Annotated in this window: 15 protein-coding genes, 2 tRNA genes and 3 rRNA genes; 11 read left to right on the top strand and 9 right to left on the bottom strand. The window is 56.8% G+C overall.

All coding sequences use genetic code 11. From position 1 onward, the window contains the following. The first annotated feature begins 24 nt into the window (after positions 1–24). From KOL70_RS10575 to KOL70_RS10560, 4 genes are read left to right on the top strand one after another with little or no spacing between them, the layout of a single operon-like run. Positions 25–573 carry a type I DNA topoisomerase gene (locus tag KOL70_RS10575; protein WP_215480622.1) on the top strand — a complete coding sequence of 183 codons (549 nt, stop codon included), beginning with the start codon at positions 25–27 and terminating at the stop codon, positions 571–573. Between the two features lie 2 nt (positions 574–575). Beyond that, positions 576–1,151 carry an L-threonylcarbamoyladenylate synthase type 1 TsaC gene (gene tsaC, locus KOL70_RS10570; protein ID WP_031279838.1) on the top strand — a complete coding sequence of 192 codons (576 nt, stop codon included), beginning with the start codon at positions 576–578 and terminating at the stop codon, positions 1,149–1,151. Positions 1,152–1,153: 2 nt separating this feature from the next. Continuing rightward, on the top strand, positions 1,154–1,972 hold the full coding sequence (aroE, locus tag KOL70_RS10565; RefSeq protein WP_215480621.1) for a shikimate dehydrogenase: 819 nt from the start codon (positions 1,154–1,156) through the stop codon (positions 1,970–1,972). Then, the gene (locus KOL70_RS10560) at positions 1,969–2,217 is read left to right on the top strand and encodes a DUF1488 domain-containing protein (RefSeq protein WP_058759902.1); all 249 of its coding nucleotides are present in this window, start codon (positions 1,969–1,971) and stop codon (positions 2,215–2,217) included. Before aroE ends, KOL70_RS10560 begins: the two co-directional genes overlap by 4 nt. Here the strand turns inward: KOL70_RS10560 and KOL70_RS10555 are convergent. Next, on the bottom strand, positions 2,193–2,747 hold the full coding sequence (locus tag KOL70_RS10555) for a gamma carbonic anhydrase family protein (protein ID WP_215480620.1): 555 nt from the start codon (positions 2,745–2,747) through the stop codon (positions 2,193–2,195). The genes KOL70_RS10560 and KOL70_RS10555 overlap by 25 nt on opposite strands. Positions 2,748–3,241: 494 nt before the next feature. On the opposite strand from KOL70_RS10555, the gene KOL70_RS10550 reads away from it, so the two are divergent. The 6 genes from KOL70_RS10550 (at position 3,242) to KOL70_RS10525 (ending at position 10,096) form a co-directional block, all read left to right on the top strand. Next, positions 3,242–4,783: ribosomal RNA gene (locus KOL70_RS10550) — 16S ribosomal RNA — on the top strand. Between the two features lie 73 nt (positions 4,784–4,856). Next, positions 4,857–4,933: transfer RNA gene (locus KOL70_RS10545), tRNA-Ile, on the top strand. A 149-nt stretch (positions 4,934–5,082) separates the two neighbouring features. Then, positions 5,083–5,158 (top strand) — tRNA-Ala (locus KOL70_RS10540). 199 nt (positions 5,159–5,357) lie between these two features. Next, positions 5,358–8,262: ribosomal RNA gene (locus KOL70_RS10535) — 23S ribosomal RNA — on the top strand. Between the two features lie 205 nt (positions 8,263–8,467). Beyond that, positions 8,468–8,583, top strand: a 5S ribosomal RNA gene (gene rrf / locus KOL70_RS10530). The 16S, 23S and 5S rRNA genes sit together here with 2 tRNA genes alongside, the layout of an rRNA operon. Positions 8,584–8,794: 211 nt before the next feature. Further along, positions 8,795–10,096, top strand: a complete 1,302-nt coding sequence (locus KOL70_RS10525; protein WP_021506458.1) for an MFS family transporter — start codon at positions 8,795–8,797, stop codon at positions 10,094–10,096. Here KOL70_RS10525 and KOL70_RS10520 read toward each other — a convergent pair whose 3' ends face one another. The 5 genes from KOL70_RS10520 to trxC form a co-directional block, all read right to left on the bottom strand. Beyond that, on the bottom strand, positions 10,097–10,417 hold the full coding sequence (locus tag KOL70_RS10520) for a YfiM family lipoprotein (RefSeq protein ID WP_040679584.1): 321 nt from the start codon (positions 10,415–10,417) through the stop codon (positions 10,097–10,099). Positions 10,418–10,420: 3 nt separating this feature from the next. Then, positions 10,421–11,779: a CDP-diacylglycerol--serine O-phosphatidyltransferase gene (pssA, locus tag KOL70_RS10515; protein ID WP_215480619.1), complete on the bottom strand. Its 1,359-nt coding sequence runs from the start codon at positions 11,777–11,779 to the stop codon at positions 10,421–10,423. A gap of 83 nt (positions 11,780–11,862) precedes the next feature. After that, positions 11,863–14,550: a bifunctional acetate--CoA ligase family protein/GNAT family N-acetyltransferase gene (locus KOL70_RS10505; RefSeq protein WP_215480972.1), complete on the bottom strand. Its 2,688-nt coding sequence runs from the start codon at positions 14,548–14,550 to the stop codon at positions 11,863–11,865. An 86-nt stretch (positions 14,551–14,636) separates the two neighbouring features. After that, entirely contained in the window at positions 14,637–15,329 is a 693-nt protein-coding gene (locus tag KOL70_RS10500; RefSeq protein ID WP_058758237.1) for a tRNA-uridine aminocarboxypropyltransferase, read from the bottom strand. Between the two features lie 76 nt (positions 15,330–15,405). Then, positions 15,406–15,825 carry a thioredoxin TrxC gene (trxC, locus tag KOL70_RS10495; protein ID WP_021313847.1) on the bottom strand — a complete coding sequence of 140 codons (420 nt, stop codon included), beginning with the start codon at positions 15,823–15,825 and terminating at the stop codon, positions 15,406–15,408. 156 nt (positions 15,826–15,981) lie between these two features. Between trxC and KOL70_RS10490 the strand changes: the two genes are divergently transcribed. Further along, on the top strand, positions 15,982–17,094 hold the full coding sequence (locus KOL70_RS10490; RefSeq protein ID WP_141496556.1) for a tRNA/rRNA methyltransferase: 1,113 nt from the start codon (positions 15,982–15,984) through the stop codon (positions 17,092–17,094). A gap of 42 nt (positions 17,095–17,136) precedes the next feature. Here the strand turns inward: KOL70_RS10490 and emrB are convergent, their stop codons facing one another. From emrB to mprA, 3 genes are all read right to left on the bottom strand, one after another. Next, positions 17,137–18,672, bottom strand: a complete 1,536-nt coding sequence (emrB, locus tag KOL70_RS10485; protein ID WP_021506464.1) for a multidrug efflux MFS transporter permease subunit EmrB — start codon at positions 18,670–18,672, stop codon at positions 17,137–17,139. 17 nt (positions 18,673–18,689) lie between these two features. Beyond that, a complete protein-coding gene (gene emrA, locus KOL70_RS10480; RefSeq protein ID WP_058770894.1) occupies positions 18,690–19,862 on the bottom strand; it encodes a multidrug efflux MFS transporter periplasmic adaptor subunit EmrA in 1,173 nt (390 codons plus the stop codon). A gap of 149 nt (positions 19,863–20,011) precedes the next feature. Continuing rightward, on the bottom strand, positions 20,012–20,542 hold the full coding sequence (gene mprA, locus KOL70_RS10475) for a transcriptional repressor MprA (protein ID WP_021506466.1): 531 nt from the start codon (positions 20,540–20,542) through the stop codon (positions 20,012–20,014). Positions 20,543–20,991 lie beyond the last annotated feature (449 nt).

Raw genomic sequence — 20,991 nt, 5'->3', positions numbered from 1 at the left:
TTTGCGATTAATGCATTCGGTAATATGAGTAAACCAGCACTATTTACCGTGCGTAAACACGATCCCTGCCCCGCCTGCGGGGCAGAATTAGTGATACGTGCCGGCAAACACGGGCCTTTTCTCGGCTGTGTGAATTATCCAACCTGCGACTATATTCGCCCGCTGAAAAGCCAGGGTGATGGCCATATTGTCAAAGTGCTGGAAGGCCATGCCTGCCCGCAGTGTGGTGCGGACAAAGTGCTGCGCCAGGGGCGATTCGGCATGTTTGTCGGCTGTAGCCACTATCCGGAGTGTGATTACACGGAAACCATCGATAAGCCGGACGAAACCGCAATTGCCTGCCCGCAGTGCGCCAGCGGCAAGCTGGTGCAGCGCCGTTCACGCTATGGCAAAACCTTCCATGCCTGCGACCGTTATCCCGACTGCCAGTTCGCGATCAACGCCACGCCGCTGGAAGGTGTCTGCCCCCATTGCCAGTTCCCGTTATTATTAGAAAAGAAAACCGCACAGGGCATGAAGCGCTTCTGCGCCAGCAAACGCTGCGGTAAGCCCATCGCCCAGGATGAAGAGTGATCATGAACCAGAGCCAGCATGCACCCGGAAGCCTCGACTTCTGCATCGAACAACTTCAGCAACAGCAAGTGATTGCTTACCCTACCGAAGCCGTATTCGGCCTTGGCTGCGATCCGGACAGCGAAAGCGCGGTGATGGCCCTGCTGGCACTGAAACAGCGTCCGGTGGAAAAGGGGCTGATCCTGATCGCCGCTGATTATGCGCAGCTCGAGCCTTATATTGCCGATCGCGAACTCACCGTGCTGCAGCGCGAACGTATGTTTGCCAGCTGGCCGGGTCCGGTCACCTATGTGGTGCCTGCTTCGCCGCATACGCCGCGCTGGTTAACCGGCCGCTTTGATTCGCTGGCGATTCGCGTCAGCGATCATCCGCAGGTCCAGGCGCTGTGTCGCGGATTTGGTAAGCCGCTGGTCTCAACCAGCGCGAATTTAACCGGTCAGCCGCCGTGCCGCAGCGCCGCCGAAGTGGCAGAGCAGTTTGGCTCGCAGTTTCCGGTGTTGCAGGCGGCCACCGGCGGTCGCCTGAATCCTTCTGAAATCCGCGATGCTATTAGCGGTGAACTCATTCGTCAGGGCTGATTATGGAAAAGTATGCCGTTTTTGGTCATCCCATCGCCCACAGCAAATCTCCGTTTATTCACGCCGCTTTTGCTGAGCAGACCGGTATTGAACATCCTTACGGACGCATCTGCGCACCGCTGGAAGGGTTCCCGCAGGCGATAGAGGCATTTTTTGCGGCTGGTGGCAAAGGCGCCAATGTTACGCTGCCGTTTAAACAGCAGGCATGGGAATTCGCGGATGAGCTCAGCGAACGCGCGGCATTATCCGGCGCGGTAAATACCTTAAAGAAGAGAGCCGATGGTTCGATTCTGGGTGATAACACGGACGGCATCGGCCTGCTGAGCGATCTGCAACGGCTGCAGCTGATCCGGCCGGGCGATCGCATTCTGCTGGTGGGTGCGGGCGGCGCGGCGCGTGGGGTGATCCTGCCGCTGCTCTCGACGGGCTGCGCGCTGGTGGTGGTTAACCGCACGGCAGAACGCGCGCAACAGCTGGCTGAGCTTTTCCAGCACAGTGGGGCGATCCAGGCGATGAGTTTTGATCAACTGGCCGGCGATCGTTTTGATCTGATCATCAATGCCACCTCCAGCGGCGTAGCGGGCGACGTGCCGCCGCTGCCGGTTACGCTGATTGATGCGCAGGTGCGCTGTTACGACATGTTTTATCAGCAGGGGCTGACGCCATTTCTGGCGTGGTGCCAGCAGCACGGCACACAGCAGCTGGCGGATGGACTCGGCATGCTGGTGGGTCAGGCGGCGCATGCGTTTCAGCTGTGGCATGGCGTTATGCCGGAGATCGCGCCGGTCATCGATCAACTTAAACAGGCGATGCAGGCATGAATCAGGCTATCCAGTTTCCCGATCGGGAAAGCTGGGACGCAGTCCGGCAGGCGGTGCTGTTCCCGGTCTTAGTGAATGGTATGGGACTGACCTGCGCAATATCGCTGCCGGCGCTGCAGCAACGTTTTGGTGCCGGAGAGGCGATGGCGCTGTTTAGCGCGCATCGCTGGGATCTGGAGGAAGAGGCCGAGCAGCTGCTCCGGGCGGAGCAGGCCGACGATCAGGGCTGGCTGTGGCTGCCCTGAGTCAGATATTCATCTTTCCAGCCGACATAATTGTTAGCGGAGTAAAGCAGTCCGGCTATTTCCGCTTCGGTTAGTGGCCGGATCTGCTTCACCGGGCTGCCTAAATAGAGATAGCCGCTTTGCAGGCGTTTACCGGGTGGCACCAGGCTGCCGGCGCCAATCATCACCTCATCTTCGACGATCGCGCCATCCAGCAGGATCGAGCCCATACCCACCAGCACGCGGTTGCCAATGGTGCAGCCGTGCAGCATTGCTTTATGGCCCACCGTCACGTCTTCACCGATGATCAATGGAAAGCCATCGGGATTACTGCTGGATTTATGCGTAACGTGCAGCACGCTGCCATCCTGGATATTGCTGCGTTTACCAATCACCACTTTATTCACGTCACCGCGGATTGCTACCAGTGGCCAGATGCTGACATCATCAGCCAGCTCGACTTCGCCAACGACCACGCTGCTGCTATCCACCATCACACGCTCGCCGGCATGAGGAATATGTTGCTTATAAGGGCGCAGGGCTACAGACATTCTATTTCTCCTTTTCTGATGTTTCCCGCTAGCCTGCGGCTTCCGGTGCGGGTAAACAAGCTGATTTTTGCGCGGATCGCTCGCGATCGCAGCGAAAAGAGTGAAAACTCGCCAGTCGATTAAAAAGATCGAAAAAAGGGGTTGTGCAAAAAATCCGGATCCCTATAATGCGCCACCACTGAGACGGCAAAGCGGCAACGCAGACGGCTCAGCAGGGCGTGAAGCGATTCACCCCGCCGGAGAAAAACGCTGAAAAAAGTGTTTGACTCTGAAGGAGGAAAGCGTAATATACGCCACCTCGCGACAGCAGGCCGAACGCCGCGTCGCACCGCTCTTTAACAATTTATCAGACAATCTGTGTGGGCACTCGCAGGATTGATATCACAAGCCTACGGGCTTTAAAAAATATCAAGTCTTTGCTGAGTGAACACGTAATTCATTACGAAGTTTAATTCACAGAGCATCGCTGCACTCGTTGCAGCAAATCAAACTTTAAATTGAAGAGTTTGATCATGGCTCAGATTGAACGCTGGCGGCAGGCCTAACACATGCAAGTCGAACGGCAGCACAGAAGAGCTTGCTCTTTGGGTGGCGAGTGGCGGACGGGTGAGTAATGTCTGGGAAACTGCCCGATGGAGGGGGATAACTACTGGAAACGGTAGCTAATACCGCATAACGTCGCAAGACCAAAGTGGGGGACCTTCGGGCCTCACACCATCGGATGTGCCCAGATGGGATTAGCTAGTAGGTGGGGTAATGGCTCACCTAGGCGACGATCCCTAGCTGGTCTGAGAGGATGACCAGCCACACTGGAACTGAGACACGGTCCAGACTCCTACGGGAGGCAGCAGTGGGGAATATTGCACAATGGGCGCAAGCCTGATGCAGCCATGCCGCGTGTATGAAGAAGGCCTTCGGGTTGTAAAGTACTTTCAGCGGGGAGGAAGGCGGTGAGGTTAATAACCTCGCCGATTGACGTTACCCGCAGAAGAAGCACCGGCTAACTCCGTGCCAGCAGCCGCGGTAATACGGAGGGTGCAAGCGTTAATCGGAATTACTGGGCGTAAAGCGCACGCAGGCGGTCTGTTAAGTCAGATGTGAAATCCCCGGGCTTAACCTGGGAACTGCATTTGAAACTGGCAGGCTTGAGTCTCGTAGAGGGGGGTAGAATTCCAGGTGTAGCGGTGAAATGCGTAGAGATCTGGAGGAATACCGGTGGCGAAGGCGGCCCCCTGGACGAAGACTGACGCTCAGGTGCGAAAGCGTGGGGAGCAAACAGGATTAGATACCCTGGTAGTCCACGCCGTAAACGATGTCGACTTGGAGGTTGTGCCCTTGAGGCGTGGCTTCCGGAGCTAACGCGTTAAGTCGACCGCCTGGGGAGTACGGCCGCAAGGTTAAAACTCAAATGAATTGACGGGGGCCCGCACAAGCGGTGGAGCATGTGGTTTAATTCGATGCAACGCGAAGAACCTTACCTGGCCTTGACATCCAGAGAACTTAGCAGAGATGCTTTGGTGCCTTCGGGAACTCTGAGACAGGTGCTGCATGGCTGTCGTCAGCTCGTGTTGTGAAATGTTGGGTTAAGTCCCGCAACGAGCGCAACCCTTATCCTTTGTTGCCAGCGGCTCGGCCGGGAACTCAAAGGAGACTGCCGGTGATAAACCGGAGGAAGGTGGGGATGACGTCAAGTCATCATGGCCCTTACGGCCAGGGCTACACACGTGCTACAATGGCGCATACAAAGAGAAGCGACCTCGCGAGAGCAAGCGGACCTCATAAAGTGCGTCGTAGTCCGGATTGGAGTCTGCAACTCGACTCCATGAAGTCGGAATCGCTAGTAATCGTAGATCAGAATGCTACGGTGAATACGTTCCCGGGCCTTGTACACACCGCCCGTCACACCATGGGAGTGGGTTGCAAAAGAAGTAGGTAGCTTAACCTTCGGGAGGGCGCTTACCACTTTGTGATTCATGACTGGGGTGAAGTCGTAACAAGGTAACCGTAGGGGAACCTGCGGTTGGATCACCTCCTTACCTGAAGATACTTTCCCGCGAAGTGCTCACACAGATTGTCTGATGAACTTAGAGAAGAGCGTAAAACGCCTGCAGGCTTGTAGCTCAGGTGGTTAGAGCGCACCCCTGATAAGGGTGAGGTCGGTGGTTCAAGTCCACTCAGGCCTACCAGATTTCTTCTCATGCCGCGTTATGTTTCCGGCTCGCATAGTTCACTATGCTTCGCGAAAACATGCCTTGCCTGAGACGAAATCACATTTCCCGTGTGAGAAACGTGACTCCTGGTGAGTGGATGTAGATGGTCTCTGCAGTGACTGTATGGGGCTATAGCTCAGCTGGGAGAGCGCCTGCCTTGCACGCAGGAGGTCAGCGGTTCGATCCCGCTTAGCTCCACCATTACAGTACTGAAACTTACTTCAGAGTATACCGGCGACGGTGTGCTGCGAAGTATTTGCTCTTTAACAATCCGGAACAAGCTGAAAATTTGAAACGACGCGTCGTGTTCATTCTCCGTAATAAGAATGAAATTTACGATGCGTTCGAGTCTCTCAAATGCTTGCAGTCTGCAGCGTTGCAAAACGCCTGTGGGTTGTGAGGTTAAGCGACTAAGCGTACACGGTGGATGCCCTGGCAGTCAGAGGCGATGAAGGACGTGCTAATCTGCGAAAAGCGACGGTAAGGTGATATGAACCGCTACAGCCGTCGATGTCCGAATGGGGAAACCCGGTGCACTCTGTGCATCATCGTTTGATGAATACATAGTCAAACGAGGCGAACCGGGGGAACTGAAACATCTAAGTACCCCGAGGAAAAGAAATCAACCGAGATTCCCCCAGTAGCGGCGAGCGAACGGGGAGCAGCCCAGGACCTGAATCAGCTTGTGCATCAGTGGAAGCGTCTGGAAAGTCGCGCGATACCGGGTGACAGCCCCGTACACGAAGATGCACAGGTTGTGAGTCCGACGAGTAGGGCGGGACACGTGGTATCCTGTCTGAACATGGGGGGACCATCCTCCAAGGCTAAATACTCCTGACTGACCGATAGTGAACCAGTACCGTGAGGGAAAGGCGAAAAGAACCCCGGCGAGGGGAGTGAAACAGAACCTGAAACCGTGTACGTACAAGCAGTGGGAGCACCTTCAGGGTGTGACTGCGTACCTTTTGTATAATGGGTCAGCGACTTATATTCTGTAGCAAGGTTAACCGCATAGGGGAGCCGAAGGGAAACCGAGTCTTAATTGGGCGTTAAGTTGCAGGGTATAGACCCGAAACCCGGTGATCTAGCCATGGGCAGGTTGAAGGTTGGGTAACACTAACTGGAGGACCGAACCGACTAATGTTGAAAAATTAGCGGATGACTTGTGGCTGGGGGTGAAAGGCCAATCAAACCGGGAGATAGCTGGTTCTCCCCGAAAGCTATTTAGGTAGCGCCTCGTGAACTCATCTCCGGGGGTAGAGCACTGTTTCGGCTAGGGGGCCATCCCGGCTTACCAACCCGATGCAAACTGCGAATACCGGAGAATGTTATCACGGGAGACACACGGCGGGTGCTAACGTCCGTCGTGAAGAGGGAAACAACCCAGACCGCCAGCTAAGGTCCCAAAGTCATGGTTAAGTGGGAAACGATGTGGGAAGGCACAGACAGCCAGGATGTTGGCTTAGAAGCAGCCATCATTTAAAGAAAGCGTAATAGCTCACTGGTCGAGTCGGCCTGCGCGGAAGATGTAACGGGGCTAAACCATGCACCGAAGCTGCGGCAGCGACACTATGTGTTGTTGGGTAGGGGAGCGTTCTGTAAGCCGCTGAAGGTGTGCTGTGAGGCATGCTGGAGGTATCAGAAGTGCGAATGCTGACATAAGTAACGATAAAGCGGGTGAAAAGCCCGCTCGCCGGAAGACCAAGGGTTCCTGTCCAACGTTAATCGGGGCAGGGTGAGTCGACCCCTAAGGCGAGGCTGAAAAGCGTAGTCGATGGGAAACAGGTTAATATTCCTGTACTTGGTGTTACTGCGAAGGGGGGACGGAGAAGGCTAGGTTATCCGGGCGACGGTTGTCCCGGTTTAAGCGTGCAGGTGTGAAGACCAGGCAAATCCGGTCTTCTTTAACACTGAGGCGTGATGACGAGCCGCTACGGCGGTGAAGTAACTGATGCCCTGCTTCCAGGAAAAGCCTCTAAGCTCCAGGTAACACGAAATCGTACCCCAAACCGACACAGGTGGTCAGGTAGAGAATACCAAGGCGCTTGAGAGAACTCGGGTGAAGGAACTAGGCAAAATGGTGCCGTAACTTCGGGAGAAGGCACGCTGGCGCGTAGGTGAAGGGACTTGCTCCCGGAGCCGAGGCCAGTCGAAGATACCAGCTGGCTGCAACTGTTTATTAAAAACACAGCACTGTGCAAACACGAAAGTGGACGTATACGGTGTGACGCCTGCCCGGTGCCGGAAGGTTAATTGATGGGGTTATCCGCAAGGAGAAGCTCTTGATCGAAGCCCCGGTAAACGGCGGCCGTAACTATAACGGTCCTAAGGTAGCGAAATTCCTTGTCGGGTAAGTTCCGACCTGCACGAATGGCGTAATGATGGCCAGGCTGTCTCCACCCGAGACTCAGTGAAATTGAAATCGCTGTGAAGATGCAGTGTACCCGCGGCAAGACGGAAAGACCCCGTGAACCTTTACTATAGCTTGACACTGAACATTGAGCCTTGATGTGTAGGATAGGTGGGAGGCTTTGAAGCGTGGACGCCAGTCTGCGTGGAGCCAACCTTGAAATACCACCCTTTAATGTTTGATGTTCTAACGTAGGCCCGTAATCCGGGCTGCGGACAGTGTCTGGTGGGTAGTTTGACTGGGGCGGTCTCCTCCCAAAGCGTAACGGAGGAGCACGAAGGTTGGCTAATCCTGGTCGGACATCAGGAGGTTAGTGCAATGGCATAAGCCAGCTTGACTGCGAGAGTGACGGCTCGAGCAGGTGCGAAAGCAGGTCATAGTGATCCGGTGGTTCTGAATGGAAGGGCCATCGCTCAACGGATAAAAGGTACTCCGGGGATAACAGGCTGATACCGCCCAAGAGTTCATATCGACGGCGGTGTTTGGCACCTCGATGTCGGCTCATCACATCCTGGGGCTGAAGTAGGTCCCAAGGGTACGGCTGTTCGCCGTTTAAAGTGGTACGCGAGCTGGGTTTAGAACGTCGTGAGACAGTTCGGTCCCTATCTGCCGTGGGCGCTGGAGAATTGAGGGGGGTTGCTCCTAGTACGAGAGGACCGGAGTGAACGCACCGCTGGTGTTCGGGTTGTCATGCCAATGGCACTGCCCGGTAGCTAAGTGCGGAAGAGATAAGTGCTGAAAGCATCTAAGCACGAAACTTGCCCCGAGATGAGTTCTCCCTGACCCCTTGAGGGTCCTGAAGGGACGTTGAAGACGACGACGTTGATAGGCCGGGTGTGTAAGCGCAGCGATGCGTTGAGCTAACCGGTACTAATGACCCGTGAGGCTTAACCTTACAACGCCAGAGGCGTTTTGGTCCGAGAGACCGAAAGAATTTTCAGCTTGTGACGGAAAAATTAGCGGAAACGAAAGATTTTGCGCTGAGGCAAGGCGCCGGACGAGACGGTACGAGGGAGCATACAGAAGTATGTGACTGAGTAGCGCGAGGACGGGCAACGCGGCATCAGTGAAAAAGATTCGTTTCGCGCACAAAGAATTTGCCTGGCGGCAACAGCGCGGTGGTCCCACCTGACCCCATGCCGAACTCAGAAGTGAAACGCCGTAGCGCCGATGGTAGTGTGGGGCCTCCCCATGCGAGAGTAGGGAACTGCCAGGCATCAAACCAGTGAAGAAGCCCCGAACGAGAGTCCGGGGCTTTTTTACGTCTGGCGATCGCTAAATCCACTTCACCCCCTGCAAAATCTCTCCCTAAAACTCCAGCTCTGTCACATTTTGTCATCCTGAACGGGCTCTGATTCCCCCGTACGGCCTACAGCTGCTTTACTCATTGCTTTAGCGATGTTCTTCGCAAGGAAATGAGGTAAAAGATGACCGACTTACAACAAAAATCGGCCCAGCCGGAAGCGGCAGCCGTCAGTAAACAACGCATCTGGGCCATTGTCGGCGCGTCGTCCGGCAATCTGGTCGAATGGTTTGATTTCTACGTCTACTCGTTCTTCTCGCTCTATTTTGCTCATGTATTTTTCCCGGCCGGCGACACCACTACCCAGCTGCTGCAAACGGCCGGCGTGTTTGCGGCGGGCTTCTTAATGCGTCCCATCGGTGGCTGGCTATTCGGCTACATCGCGGACCGTCACGGCCGAAAAAGTTCGATGCTTATCTCGGTATGCATGATGTGTTTTGGTTCTCTGGTCATCGCCTGTTTACCCGGCTATGGCGAAATAGGCATTGCGGCACCGGTGATTTTACTGCTGGCGCGCATGTTTCAGGGCTTATCGGTGGGCGGTGAATATGGTACCAGCGCTACCTACATGAGTGAGGTGGCACTGGAAGGGCGCAAAGGCTTCTACGCGTCGTTCCAGTACGTCACACTGATTGGCGGTCAGCTGTTAGCCGTGCTGACGGTCGTGGTGCTGCAACAAATCCTCAGTGATGAAGCGCTGCGCAGCTGGGGCTGGCGTATCCCGTTCTTTCTTGGCGCGGTTCTGGCCGTGGTCGCTCTGTGGTTGCGTCGCTCACTGAATGAAACCTCCGAGAAAAAGCACCGGGAACATCGCGATGCCGGCAGCATCCTTGGCCTGCTGCGTAACCATTCGCGCGCCTTCCTGATGGTGCTTGGCTTTACCGCCGGCGGATCGCTGAGCTTCTATACCTTCACAACCTACATGCAGAAATATCTGGTGAACACGGCGGGTATGGATGCGCGCAGCGCCAGTGCGTTGATGACCGGCGCGTTGCTGGTATTCATGCTGATTCAGCCAATTGTGGGCGCGCTGTCAGATAAGATTGGCCGGCGGGCATCAATGATGATCTTCGGCGCTGGCGCGGCTATCTGTACCGTGCCGATTTTGATGTTGCTGCAGAATGTGCAAAGTAGCGGGCTGGCGTTCGTGCTGGTGATGCTGGCGCTGATTATTACCAGTTTCTACACCGCCATCAGCGGCATCCTTAAAGCGGAGATGTTCCCGCCGGAAGTGCGTGCACTGGGCGTGGGGCTTTCCTATGCGGTAGCTAACGCTATCTTTGGCGGTTCGGCCGAGTACGTGGCGCTGTTACTGAAGAAGCACGGCATCGAAACCACCTTCTTCTGGTATGTCTCGGCAATGGGCGCGCTGGCATTTCTGGTATCACTGATGCTGCACCGCAAAGGCAAGGGGATTGCGCTGTGATTACTGGCTCAGGTTCCACAGGGCAATGCCGCTGGCCGCACCGGCGACATCCCAGCTAAGATCTTTCCAGCTCCAGCCGCTCCCGACATGGCGGCTGTCCCAGGCTTCTTTGGCTACGCCGAAGCTCAGCGAAAAGAGCAGGCCGAAGCGCAGATTCTGCCCGTGGCCCTGATGTTGATGCTGAGAGATCTCGCTGCCCGCGGCAGCCAGAGCGGCAGAGGAGAAAAAGTGTTGTGCCTTATCCTGGCCGGTCCAGCTGTCCTGCGCCACATGCGCACATCCGCTACACAGTAATACCGCACAGAGGATGAGCGCACGCATCGGCTACAGCAGACGGCTAATAAGGCGGTCGATACGGATGCGACGCAGACGGCGAATCAGCTTACGCACCTTTGCCGGATAATCAGAGATGCTCTCCAGCTCGCGGAAATGTTTCACCACCGTGGTGTGCTGACGGATCAGCGCCAGTTCCTTATCGCGCTGCTCTGCCAGCTGGTTGAGCGGATCGTGAATCAGCACCGCATTTTCCAGATCGAGTCGCCAGGCGCGCGGATTGAGGTTATTACCGGTGATCATCATCCATTCGTCATCAACCCAGATGCCTTTCAGGTGATAACTGTTGTCGCCATCTTTCCACAAACGTACCGTCAGCTGGCCGTTATTGACGTAATACTGCAACCGGCTGAGGAAGCGACGCAGGTTGATTTCATACAGATAGGGCAGCGCACCGATAATCTTGAACGGCTCGTGTGGCGGAATGTAGAAATCGTTGGCGGTTTTATCGCCGACGATGATCTCAACCTCTTTGCCCTGACGCAGCAGCTGGATCAGATTGCGCACCAGAATGGCCGGCAGGTTAAAGTACGGCGTGCACAGCGTGAGCTTACGCTCGGCGCAGGGCATTAAATGGAAGATGGTTTTGTTCAGCAGGCTACGTTTACCCAGCCCGACCAGCGGCGTGACGGCCAGTGATTCGTTGCCAGCGTCACCGGTAAACTGATAATTGAAGCTGCGCAGCTCCTGGCGAAACTGGCGGGTTTCATTCTTAATTTCCGGGCTGGAGGGACGTTCGGCCTGGTCGAGACGGTTAACGGCCTCAGAATGTGTGAGATTCTCACCAATCCACTGAAACATGGTGTCCGCCAGCTGCGGATTACGGATCAGCTGATAACGGTCATAACGGTATTTGTCATGCTGATGCAGATAAACATCGTTCAGGCTGGCACCGCTGTAGAGCAGCGTATCGTCAATGATAAAGCCTTTCAGATGCAGCACACCGAGCGCTTCACGGGTGTTCACCGGAATGCCATACACCGGAATCGCGATATCGGGATGCTGCGCCGCCATTTCGCAATACCAGTCGGCGTTCGTCAGGCCGCGCGCGGCACCGATACGGCCGCGCTGCGCACGATGCCAGTCCACCAGAATGCTGACATCCAGTTCCGGGCGCGCCTGACGCGCTGCATACAGCGCCTGCATGATGCTGCGTCCGCCGTCATCATTTTCCAGATACAGCGCGGCGATGCAGATGCGTTTTTCTGCCGTAGCGATTTTCGTCAGCAGGGTTTCACGAAACTCGGCGGGCGAGTAAAGCGTGGTCACATCCGACACGGACTGTGACAGTTTAGGCAGCTGTGCGAGGTGTTGTTGGTGTTTATTGCGTTTGAATTTAGACAACATCACAGTGCACTTCTTCTCTGTTCATTGTATGGCCTTTTGCCATCAAATCATGATCCTAACGGTAAATAATAACATCAACCGGCCGGTTAAGGAGGATTTTTACCTTTCTCTACAGCCAGGTCACCGGTGTCAGCCAGCGGTAAATTCAGGCTGACAATGCCATCATCCAGTTGAATATTCACACGAAAATTGAGTTTTCGCGCCAGGGTAATCATGCCGGTATTGTGCGGCATGGTGATACCGTTCAATTGTTGCAGGCCGTGATCGCGCGTATAGCGAATCATCTTTTCCAGCAGCCGTCTGCCCATGCCCAGACCCTTGAGGTCGGAACGCACCAATACCGAAAATTCTGCATCAATATTGTCAGCATCGGAGATGGCGCGCGTCACGCCGATGATCTCATCAGCACCGTTATGCTGGCGTACTGCGACAATCGCCATCTCCCGGTCATAATCGATCTGCGTCATGTTCGCCAAATCGTCGTGGGTAAACTCATTGATCTCACTGAAGTAGCGATAGTAAAGGTCTTTTTTGGTGACCTGGGCGATGAAGGCACGTAGCTGCGGTTCATCCTCCGGTAGAATCGGGCGAAACAGGCAGCGCTGGCCATCTTTAAGCTGCACCTGCTCTTCCAGATGGTGCGGATAGGGACGAATCGCCAGCCGCGCCTCACTGTCGCCATGAAACGGAGCCAGCTGCAGCGTCACGTCCAGCAAGGTAAAGGTATTGTCGGATGCCAGCAGCGGATGAATATCCAGCCGCTGAATCTCCGGACAGTCGACCACCAGGTTTGATACCTGCACCAGCAGCTGACTCAGACCGGTGATGTCCAGCGGTCGCAGTGCGCTGCGGCTGCGCACTTTGCCGCTCTTCAGTGCCTGAATCACCAGATAGCGCGCCAGCGTCATATTCAGCGGCGGCAACGCCACGGCGGCCTGCTTGTCCGGTTGCCACTCCACACCGCCTTCGCCCAGCATGATGATAGGGCCAAACAGCGGGTCATGCTCAACCACCACCCGCAACTCCTGCGCACCGGCGCGGTTCGCCATACTTTGTACCAGCAGACCGTCAATGCGCGCCTGCGGATGCGTTTCACGCACGCGATCGAAGATGGCGTCTGCTGCCTGTTCAACTTCTGCCGCGCTGCGCAGATAGAGCATCACGCCCTGTACATCCGACTTATGCGCAATATCCGGCGAGCGCAGCTTGAGCGCCACCGGATAACCAATCTGGTCGGCAATCTTAGCGGCAGACTGGCTGTCGCTGGCGATCCACGTTGGCAGCGTTGCCAGCCCGTAAGCCTGTAGTATGGGCTGCACCTCGTGCGTATCCAGCGTGGTAATGCCGCTATCCAGTGCCTGTTGCAGCAGCTGATGTGCCTCGGCGCTGTTTTGCGTCAGGCCCAGCGGCAGCGCTGGCGTTTCGCGTAGCTGTTTCTGGTTACGCCGATACTCAACCTGGTGCATGAATGCCGTCACCGTGCCTTCTGGCGTGCGCCAGGTCGGAATGCCGGCCTGGGTGAATGCGCGGCGGGCTTCCTGCGAAGAGTGTTCCCCGCACCAGTTGGTCAGCAGCGTCACCTGCTTACCCCGCGGATGCGCGGCCACCGCCGCAATAATCTGCGCGGCGGTTTCACTGGCCGGAGAGACGGCGCTGGGTGAATGGATGATCATCAGTGCATCCAGTTCATGGCTGTCGAGCAGCTGTGTTACGCAGGCCACGTACAGCGCGGGCGTCGCATGATCTTTCAAATCCAGCGGATTACCGCGCCCGATGCCCTCCGGCAGCAGGGCCGCCAGCGCCTGCAGCGTGGGCTCATCCAGCGTCGCCAGCTTGCCGTTACGCGCATAGAGTTCATCTAACGCCAGCGCTGCCGGGGCGGCGCCGTTGCTGATAATCATCAGGCGCTCACCGCGCAGCGGGCGCATGTGGCTGAGCGACTCCACGGCGGAAAACAGCTCATGCGTGTCCTGCACGCGCAGCAGACCGGCGCGCTGAATGGCGGCATCCCAGGCGGCATCCAGCCCGCTGGCGGTGCCGATCATCGCCTGTGCCTGATGGCTGCGACCGCTTTTGATCACCAGAATCGGTTTATTACGCGCTGCGCTACGCGAGGCAGAAACGAAGCGCCGGGCGTCGCTCAGGTGTTCCAGGTAGAGCAAAATGGCGCTGGTTTTGCCATCGCGTGCAAGAAAATCCAGCAGGTCGTCGACATCAATATCCAGGCTGTCGCCCAAGGCGATAAACCACGAAAAGCCCAGGTTGCGCTGTTGCGCCCAGTCGAGAATGGTGTTGGAAACCGCCGCCGATTGCGAAATAAAGGCGATGCGTCCTTTCGCAATCGGTACCGGTGAGAAGCTGGCATTCAGCCCCTGCCAGGGGGCTAACAGGCCCAGACTGTTGGGGCCCAGCAGGCGCATCTGCCACTGGCTGGCACAGGCTTTCAGTGCCTCCAGCTGGCTGGCCGGCGCGGAGAGAATAATGCAGGCTTTACAGCCTTTTTCTCCCAGCTGCTGTAACAGTTCCAGGTTGCGTCTGGCGTGGGTGCAGATAATCGCCAGGTCGGGGGCGAAGGGCAGGCTGGCCACGTCCGGCCAGGCCAGCACGCCACTGACCGCCTTGTATTTGGGCGTGACCGGCAACACCGGACCGCCAAAGCCGCCCGCCAGCAGGTTGCGCATCATCAGATAGCCAGCGCGGCCCGGTTTTATCGACGCACCCAGCACCGCAATTGATTTCGGTCGTAACAGCGCTTCCAGTCCACGTTGGCTCATCATTCGCTCCTGCTCTCGGGATTGGCATGATTGTAAACGCTTTTACGCCGGTTGCCGATTTGTCGATGTCAGGCTGCGAGCCAGCTTCAGAAATTGTCTGTTTGCGCGTGTATCGGATGGTGGGGTTTGCCAGCCAGATAGGCCTGACGGAAGCGTTCAAAGTGCTGCTGCAACGCCTGCGCCGCCGGGACATCACCTGCCTGTTCCAGCAGCGCGGCGGCCACTTCGGCGGTGCAGTGCTGGCCCGGCGCATGAGCTTCGCGCAGCGTGTAGCGCGACGGTGTCGCCACATTCAGTGACATCACCGGAAAGCTATCCAGCCACGGGCTTTTGCGGAACATTTTGCGCGCTTCGGTCCAGGTACCGTCGAGCATAATAAATAGCGGGGGTTTGCCGCCGGTGGGTGGAGTGGTCAGCACCTGGCGATCGGCATCGGCGTAGGCACCGGGAAACACCACCATCGGCTGATAATCCGCCGTCTGCACCGCCGCCAGCAGCGCGGCGTCGGGTTCGGTGCGTGACCAGCCAAAGGCCTGGGTTTCCGGCAGAATGTCGGCAATCAGCCGGCCGGTATTACTGGGTTTCATTGGTTCAGTATCAAACATCACCAGGCAAAACCGGCTGCGCGCCTGTTGCGGCTGCAGGGTCGCGCACAGACAGTTTTTATGCGGCAGCAGGCAGCGCTGACAGCGCAGCACGCGGTTGCCTCGGGCGAGAAACGGGCGCGTGGCACGCGCTAAACGCTGCGCACGCAGGCGCAGAACGGCATTTTCAGACATAGCATCGCGGACAGGGAAAAACGCCAGTGTAATAGAAGGGCAAAAACAAGGCCAGCGCGTGGCTGGCCCTGGGGGATTAGAGTGATTCGTCGAGCCATTCGTTGAATGGCGCTTTCGGCATCGCACCGTTCAGCATGTCCACCATCTCACCGTTTTTGAACAGCATAATGGTTGGGATGCTGCGGATGCGAAAACGCGTGCTGAGCGCAGGTTCCGCCTCAGTGTTCACTTTCACGAAGCGCACTTTGCCGCGCCGCTCGTCGGCGACGTCTTTAAACACCGGCGCGAAGTTCACGCACGGGCCGCACCATGGCGCCCAGAAGTCGACCACGACCGGCAGATCGTCCTGCAGGTATTTATCCAGCGTGGCCGCCGTGGCATTCACCACTTCACCGCTAAACAGCGCATCGCCGCAGCGACCGCATTTGGCTCCGTCGGCCAGACGTTCCTCGGGAACGCGGTTAGTTGCCTGACAGGAGGCACATACAGTATTCATCGTCACCTCAAACCGGACCTGTAAATCTTAGGATTGGTGAACATTATGAAAAGGTTGAATGCTATGCTCAATCTGGATTAAGCAATAGGTTCAATAGTTGATAGCTAAGCGCCGACACATCAGGTAATCTTCGCGCTCTCAATGCTGGAGGAACAGATGAACGACGAATTTAAAGGCAAAAGCGGCAAGGTAAAAGTGATGTACGTACGTGATGAGGAGGGCGGTCAGAAGCCAAATCCCCGTACCGGCAAAGGCGGCCGTCCTGCTGCGCGCCAGGAAGAGAATCGTCGCTCTGGTCCTCGCAGCACCCGTAATAATGAAGAGAGCGGTCGTCCGCGCACCGCCCGTGGCGATGATGCCGGGCGTTCGCGTGGTCCGCGTGACGATAGCGCGCGCGGTCGTCGCAGCGATCGGGACGATCGTGGCTTCAGTGATTCACCGTGGCGCACCGTGTCACGTCCGCCTGTCGCCGCTGAAGCGGATGCGGGTGACGAAGCGGCCAGCAGCAAGCCGGTTATCGACCCGGAACTGATTCGCCGTCAGCGTCAGGAAGAGACGCGCGTGTACGGCGAAAACGCCTGCCAGGCGCTGTTCCAGAGCCGTCCCGAAAGCATCGTCCGTGCCTGGTTTGTGCAAAGCGTCACGCCGCGCTTCCGCGAAACCCTGCGCTGGCTGGCAGCAAACCGCAAAGCCTATCACGTGGTGGACGACGCCGAGCTGGCGAAAGCGTCCGGGACTGAACACCACGGCGGCGTGTGCTTCATTATTAAGAAGCGCATGGGCATGCCGGTGGCGGAATGGCTGCAGCAGGCGCAGAGCAAAGACTGCGTACTGGCGCTGGAAGATGTCAGCAACCCGCACAACCTTGGCGGTATCATGCGCAGCTGCGCGCACTTTGGCGTCAAAGGTTTGCTGGTCAATGATGCCTCGCTGCTGGAGTCGGGTGCCGCAGTTCGCACGGCTGAAGGTGGTGCAGAGCACGTTCAGGCGATCAGCGGTGAAAGCTTTGCTGCGGGTCTGGAAGCGTTCCGCAAAGCCGGTTACACCATCGTGACCACATCCAGCCACGCCGGTACGCCGCTGGCGCAGGCGGCGCTGCCAGCCAAAATGGTACTGGTGCTGGGTCAGGAGCGTGAAGGTCTGTCAGACAGCGCATTCCAGCAGGGCGATATCAGCCTGTCGATTGGCGGTACCGGCAATGTTGAAAGCCTCAACGTTTCGGTCGCGACCGGTATCCTGCTCGCCGAGTGGTGGCGTCAGAACGCATAAATAAAAAAACGGGCCGCTGTGGCCCGTTTTTGTTTCTGTCACTCAGTGCGCGCCACCGCCGCCACCGCCCGCGCCAAACGGCGGTCGGGCAAACCACACCAGAACCAGCAGGACCAGAAACACCCCCGCCGATGCCCAGAAGATCTCGTTAGCCGAGATAATCAGGCCCTGATTAGTAATTTGCTGGGCGATATAAGCCGACGCCTGCTGCTGCGTCATACCCATGCTTTGCAGCTGGTCATACATTTGCTGCGAATTCGGATTGAATGGATTAACCGATTCCGACAGGTAGCTGTGGTGCATCGATTCGCGGTCTGTCCACATGGTGGTGGTGATCGACGTTCCGATTGAACCCGCCAGCGTACGCACAAAGTTCGACAGGCTGGAGGCCGCCGCCATACGCTCTGGCGGCAAGCCGGACAGCGTAATGGTGGTCAGCGGCATAAAGAAGCAGGCCACCGCGAACCCCTGGATAAACTGCGGCCACGCGGAGGCACCGAAATCCATCCCCGGCTCAAACGTATACGCACGCCAGTAGAAGCACACCGCGTACATGATAAAACTAAAGGTTACCAGCCGCCGCATGTCCAGCTTATGGGCGAAGCGGCCAATAATCGGCGACAGAATCACCGGAATGATCCCCACCGGCGCCGATGCCAGTCCAGCCCAGGTGGCGGTATAGCCGTATACCTCCTGGAGCAACTGCGGCAGCAGGACGATCGAGCCGAAGTACAGCATGTAAGCCAGACTGATCGACAGACAGCCGATGGTGAAATTTCGCTTCTTAAATAGCGACAAATCGACAATCGGGTGATCGTCGGTCAGCTCCCACACCAGCAGCACGGCCAGCGACACCACCGCGACCACCGTCAGCACGATGATTTCGGTTGAGCCAAACCAGTCGAGTTCTTTACCGCGGTCAAGCATCACCTGCAGAGAACCAATCCCCACCACCAGCAGCACCAGACCGACCATATCGATCGGGCGGATCTCAGTTTTGGTTTCGCGCCCACGCAGGGTTTGCAGCGTCAGCATCACCACCACCACGCCAATTGGCACGTTGATGAAGAAGATCCAGCCCCAGTGATAGTTATCACTGATCCAGCCGCCGAGAATCGGACCGCAGATCGGCGCAACGATCACCGTCATCGCCCACAGCGACAGCGCCACGCTGCGCTTGGCCGGCGGGTAGTTGTTCAGCAGCAAACTTTGCGACAGCGGAATCAGCGGACCGGCCACCACGCCCTGAATCACGCGGAAGAAGATCAGCATCTCCAGGCTTTCGGACATGCCGCACGCCCATGAGGCCAGCGCGAACAGAATGGTCGACCATGTGAACAGCTTCACTTCACCGACGCGCTTTGCCAGCCAGCCGGTGATCGGGATCGAGATAGCATTCGCCACCCCGAACGAGGTGATCACCCAGGTGCCCTGCGAGTTGGACGCCCCAAGGTTACCGGCGATGGTCGGGATCGCCACGTTAGCGATGGTGGAGTCGAGTACCTGCATGAACGTCGCCAGCGACAGGGCGATGGTCATCAGAACTAACGGCGCACCTTCAAGCGGCTTTTGTGCCATAACAGCCTCCCGCGAGGTTATTGCGCGTTGGCACGGACAATGTCAGCGATCAGCTGGTTAACCGGCGCAAGGTCGATTGCCAGCGCGTTACTTTCATACGCGGCCTGGGTGCGGACATTGCTGGCCAGCGCGGCGCCATCTTTATTCTGGGTATCTACTTTCACCAGCGTGGACAGGCCGATACGCAGCGGATGTTGCGCCACTTGCTGCGGATCGAGTTCGATACGCACCGGCAGGCGCTGTACCACTTTGATCCAGTTACCGGTGGCGTTCTGCGCTGGCAGCAGCGAGAAGGCGCTACCGGTGCCCATATCCAGACCAACCACTTTGCCGTGATACTCCACATCATCGCCGTAGATATCACTGATGACCGTGGCGGGCTGACCGATGCGCACGCCTGCCAGCTGCGTCTCTTTAAAGTTGGCGTCAACCCACAGGTTGGTGGCCGGCACCACCGCCAGCAGCGGTGTGCTGGTGGAGATCTGTGAACCGACCTGCACGCTGCGACGCGAGACATAGCCGTCCATCGGGCTGCGGATGTCGGTGCGCTGCAGCGCCAGCCAGGCATCGCGCAGCTCAGCGGCGCTCTGTTTTACCGCCGGCTGGTTTTCGAGGTCGGTATTCAGGATCATCGCCTGGTTCGCGTTGTACTGCTGAATCGCCACGTCCAGCTGAGCTTTCGCCGTGGCCACGGCATCACGCGCGTGCTGCAGCTCTTCGCGACCAATCAGATTGGCGGCACCGAGCGGCTCGCGACGTTTCAGGTCGGATTCGGCCTGATCCAGCGCGGTCTGTTGCAGCTTGATGGTAGCCTGATACTGTTTGCCGTTGATCATCAGCTGGTGCGTCTGGCGCACGCTGGTGGCCAGCGCGGTCTGCGCTTTCTCGAATGCCTGCTGCGCATCGGTTTTATCCAGCGACACCAGAATGTCGCCTTTTTTCACCCGATCCGTATCCTCGAACCACACTTTATTCACGCTGCCGGAAACCTGGGCCATCACCTGCACCTGGTTGCCTGCCACGTAGGCGTCATCGGTTTCCTGGAAGTGGCGCAGCACCAGATACCAGTAAGCCAGATAACCCACACCAATCACGATAAACACGATAGCCAGCAGGATCAGCGCACCTTTGCGCTTCTTCTTTTTGTTCGCGGGCTGTTGCGGGCTTTGAGCTTCCGCTGTCGCACTCATGTCGTTCTCCACGTTTGCCATTTAGTCGGGATGTGTTGATCCATCAACACGGTCGCCCGAGTCGAAAAAGCCAGCGTTTGCAACGCTGGCCGGATAAAAGGGGATTAAAATAGCGATTTCGGTGGGTGATTGTGTCGCAGTTCTTGCTATTAACGCGACAGGGAAGCGATAACCTGATCTTCGTCCATTTTATCGAGACGGTTAAGCAACTTACGCGTGATGGCTTCCAGCTGCTCCTGCTCGGTATCAGTCAGCGAGGACCACAGATACTGCAGGCTCTGATGCTGTGGTGGCAGCAGCTGACGTAAGAATTCATTACCTTTTTCCGTCAGGTGCAGGTGCAGGCAACGGCGATCGTTGTCGCTCTCACGACGCTCGATCCAGCCGCGCTTTTCCAGTTCATCCGCGATGCGCGTCGCGTTGGTGCGGGAAGAACCCAGCGCCGAGCTCAGCTCAGAAGGCTGAATGCTCTGGTTTTCCTGCGCGTCCAGCGTAATCAGCGCCATGAATAAAGTTTCGTTAATTCCCTGCGCCTTCAACATTTTGTTGCGATTATCCAGCAGCTTACCCTGCATGTGCATGCACAGACGGGTCAGGATGATCTCCTGCAGCGGAAAATCTTTGTGGCGATTAGCACGGATGTTTAGCATCTGCTCAATGGGAGTAAACGAGCTTTCCATTAAAAACCTCTTAGTTGCAACAAATATAATAATGAGGGTGACAGATTAAGCGTAGTCATATTTTCCGCCTGTGATTGTTTGCACCGTCACACTGTCAGCACCTGGCGTTCCAGGTCGGTCCATAACCCTGGGCTCTGCGCCCTGACCAGCCGCTTTGCAGACAAAGCCGCCATCGTCATCAATTCGCTAAGCGAAACCTTCAGTGGATTGAATAATTTCGCGAGTAAAAATAACCTAGGTGAATAACTGTGTGGCTAACCATAACAAAGCCAATCATTAATGAACAGTATCGCTCACCACTTTGCATTGATCTTTACGTTTTCTAAACACTTTTCCCGGCTGGCTTTGCCTGAGTAAATCAATGGGTTAATCGACAAGGCACCGGTTAGTCCGGGTAACGCGCCAGCACCAGCGGCGTGATGAATTCCGTTCGTCGTCTGCCGTATAAC

The sequence above is a fragment of the Pantoea sp. B270 genome (assembly GCF_018726825.1).
Taxonomy (GTDB): domain Bacteria; phylum Pseudomonadota; class Gammaproteobacteria; order Enterobacterales; family Enterobacteriaceae; genus Pantoea; species Pantoea dispersa.
Note: the sequence above shows the minus strand (reverse complement) of the source record. Positions and strands in the feature narration are given on the sequence as shown.